2 protein-coding genes and 2 tRNA genes are annotated in these 2,150 nt (G+C 72.6%); 3 read left to right on the top strand and 1 reads right to left on the bottom strand.

Features of this window, described 5'->3' with window-relative positions; all coding sequences use genetic code 11:
• The first annotated feature begins 36 nt into the window (after positions 1–36).
• A tRNA-Val gene (locus ACFXPX_RS43795) sits at positions 37–108 on the top strand.
• Positions 109–152: 44 nt separating this feature from the next.
• Positions 153–224 (top strand) — tRNA-Val (locus tag ACFXPX_RS43790).
• A gap of 280 nt (positions 225–504) precedes the next feature.
• Here ACFXPX_RS43790 and ACFXPX_RS43785 read toward each other — a convergent pair.
• Complete coding sequence (locus tag ACFXPX_RS43785; protein WP_360230161.1) at positions 505–705, bottom strand: hypothetical protein; 201 nt, start codon at positions 703–705, stop codon at positions 505–507.
• Between the two features lie 406 nt (positions 706–1,111).
• On the opposite strand from ACFXPX_RS43785, the gene ACFXPX_RS43780 reads away from it, so the two are divergent.
• The coding region (locus ACFXPX_RS43780; RefSeq protein ID WP_380645111.1) for a serine/threonine-protein kinase at positions 1,112–2,150 on the top strand (1,039 nt) is incomplete at its 3' end.

Below are 2,150 nucleotides of genomic sequence, written 5' to 3'. Positions count from 1 at the left end.
CAACTCTATATCACCGCTTCACATCCGCCTCACCACGCGCGATTAGCTCAGCGGGAGAGCACTACCTTGACACGGTAGGGGTCACTGGTTCAATCCCAGTATCGCGCACAGTAACGAGCCCATCGGGGCTCGCTGCACAACCGCCACACCAGGCGCGATTAGCTCAGCGGGAGAGCACTACCTTGACACGGTAGGGGTCACTGGTTCAATCCCAGTATCGCGCACAGTAACGGCCGAGGCCGCGATCCGTCAGGGTCGCGGCCTCGGCCTCTTGCGTTCCGGGTTCGAGGAAGAGGGCGGAGAAGAGCCGCGTACGGTCGCCCTCACCGACGTCCGTACGCGGCGTCTCCGCCTGCCGGGGTGCTCTGCGCACCGCTCTCGCCCGTCCGCGTGTCATCGCGGCCCGCGGCCTCCCCGGCGGCACTGCTCCCCGTCCCCAGGGGAACAGTGCCCGTTCTGGTGTTCTCTGTTTCTCCTGACGGCTCCGCGGCCGTGCCGTCCGCCTCAGCGGCCGATCAGATCGGCCAGGGCCTCGGCCTGGTTCGCCATCTGCTCCCACCCGCCGAACAGCATCACCAGCAGCACGGCGCACGGCAGGGCCATGGCCAGCGCGACGGCGGGGTGCCGGGTGGGGCGCTCGGCGGACTGGGGCTGGATGAAGGGCGGTCGACGCCGGCGGGTGGTTCCCGTCTGCTGCGATGCCATGGCCCTGCTCCTGATCCGGTCGAGTTGGCGCGGTGGACGGCTTACCTCGGGGGACGAGCTCCCCGTCCACCGCTGGACACAACGCTATTGGCCGGGGGGCCTTTCGGGCGTCATGCCGTCGTACTGTTCCTCGGGCATCCCGGAGGATGACGCTCAGACTCAAGGCGTACTACCGGAGGGGGAGGAAGGTCGCGCACCGCCCCCGGGGGAACCCTGAGGGGCAACCCCGAGAGGCGATTCGGCACCCCTGTGACCTGCTGCTCAGCTCACGATCGGACAATCGCACGGCGGCTTGAGGTGTTGCGTATCAGCACACCGCAGCGGGCAGTCCGTAAGCTGTGCCGGACAGGAACTGACGATGCCCCAACCGACGGGGCCTCACCCACAGGCTGACGGGGAACGAGACATGGCGATGATGCGGCTGAGGCGTGAGGACCCCCGCATCGTCGGGCCGTACCGCCTGCACCGGCGACTGGGAGCCGGCGGCATGGGCGTGGTCTACCTCGGCTCCGACCGCCGCGGCCAGCGCGTCGCCCTCAAGCTCATCCGAGCCGAACTCGCCGAGGACCAGGAGTTCCGCACCCGCTTCGCCCGCGAGATCGCCGCCGCCTCCAGGATCCGGGGCGGCTGCACCGCCCGGGTCGTCGGCTCCGACATCGAGGCCGACCGCCCCTGGCTGGCCACCGCCTACGTCCCCGGCCCCTCCCTCTACAAGCGGGTCGGCGACGAAGGGCCGCTGAGCTGGCCCGAAGCCGCCCGGATCGGCGCCGCACTGGCCGACGGGCTGGTCAAGGTGCACGAGGCCGGAGTCGTCCACCGCGACCTCAAGCCCTCGAACATCCTGCTCTCCCCGCGCGGCCCGCGGATCATCGACTTCGGCATCGCCTGGTCGCGCGGCGCCAGCACCCTCACCCACGTCGGCACCGCCGTCGGCTCCCCCGGCTTCCTCGCCCCCGAGCAGGTCCGCGGCGTCGCCGTCACACCGGCCACCGACGTCTTCGCCTTCGGCGCCACCCTCGCGTACGCGCTCACCGGGGACACCCCGTTCGGCTCCGGGGCGTCCTCCGAAGTGATGCTGTACCGGGTCGTCCACGAGGAACCCGACCTGTCCGCCGTCCCCCCGCCACTCGCCCCGCTCATCAGGGCCTGCCTTGCCAAGGAACCCGCCGAGCGGCCCGGCGCGGCCGCCCTGCACGAGCGGCTCAGCGAGCTGGCGGCCCGCGGCACGGCCGCCGCCGGCGGGCGCGGGGTCAGACGGGGAACCGCAGCCGCCGCACCCGCCGGTGCGCCGCAGGCACCCCAGCACCCCCAGCACCCCCAGCAGGAGTACGGGCGGCCGGGCGTACCGGGCCCCGGGCGCTCACCCGAACCCGCCGCACCGGCCGCGCGGGCCCGGGCCGGTGCGGGCCGGGCCGACGGGCCGGCGCCCGCGGGCGCCGCGCGGC

Origin of the sequence: Kitasatospora sp. NPDC059146 (assembly GCF_042786665.1) — a bacterium.
GTDB lineage: Bacteria > Actinomycetota > Actinomycetes > Streptomycetales > Streptomycetaceae > Kitasatospora.
The sequence above is the reverse complement of the archived record's forward strand: the minus strand, read 5'-3'. Positions and strand labels throughout refer to the sequence as shown.

Bases quoted from the DNA above. Each gene is read 5' to 3' on its own strand.
- ACFXPX_RS43785 (WP_360230161.1), bottom strand. From the start codon at position 705: ATGGCATCGCAGCAGACGGGAACCACCCGCCGGCGTCGACCGCCCTTC.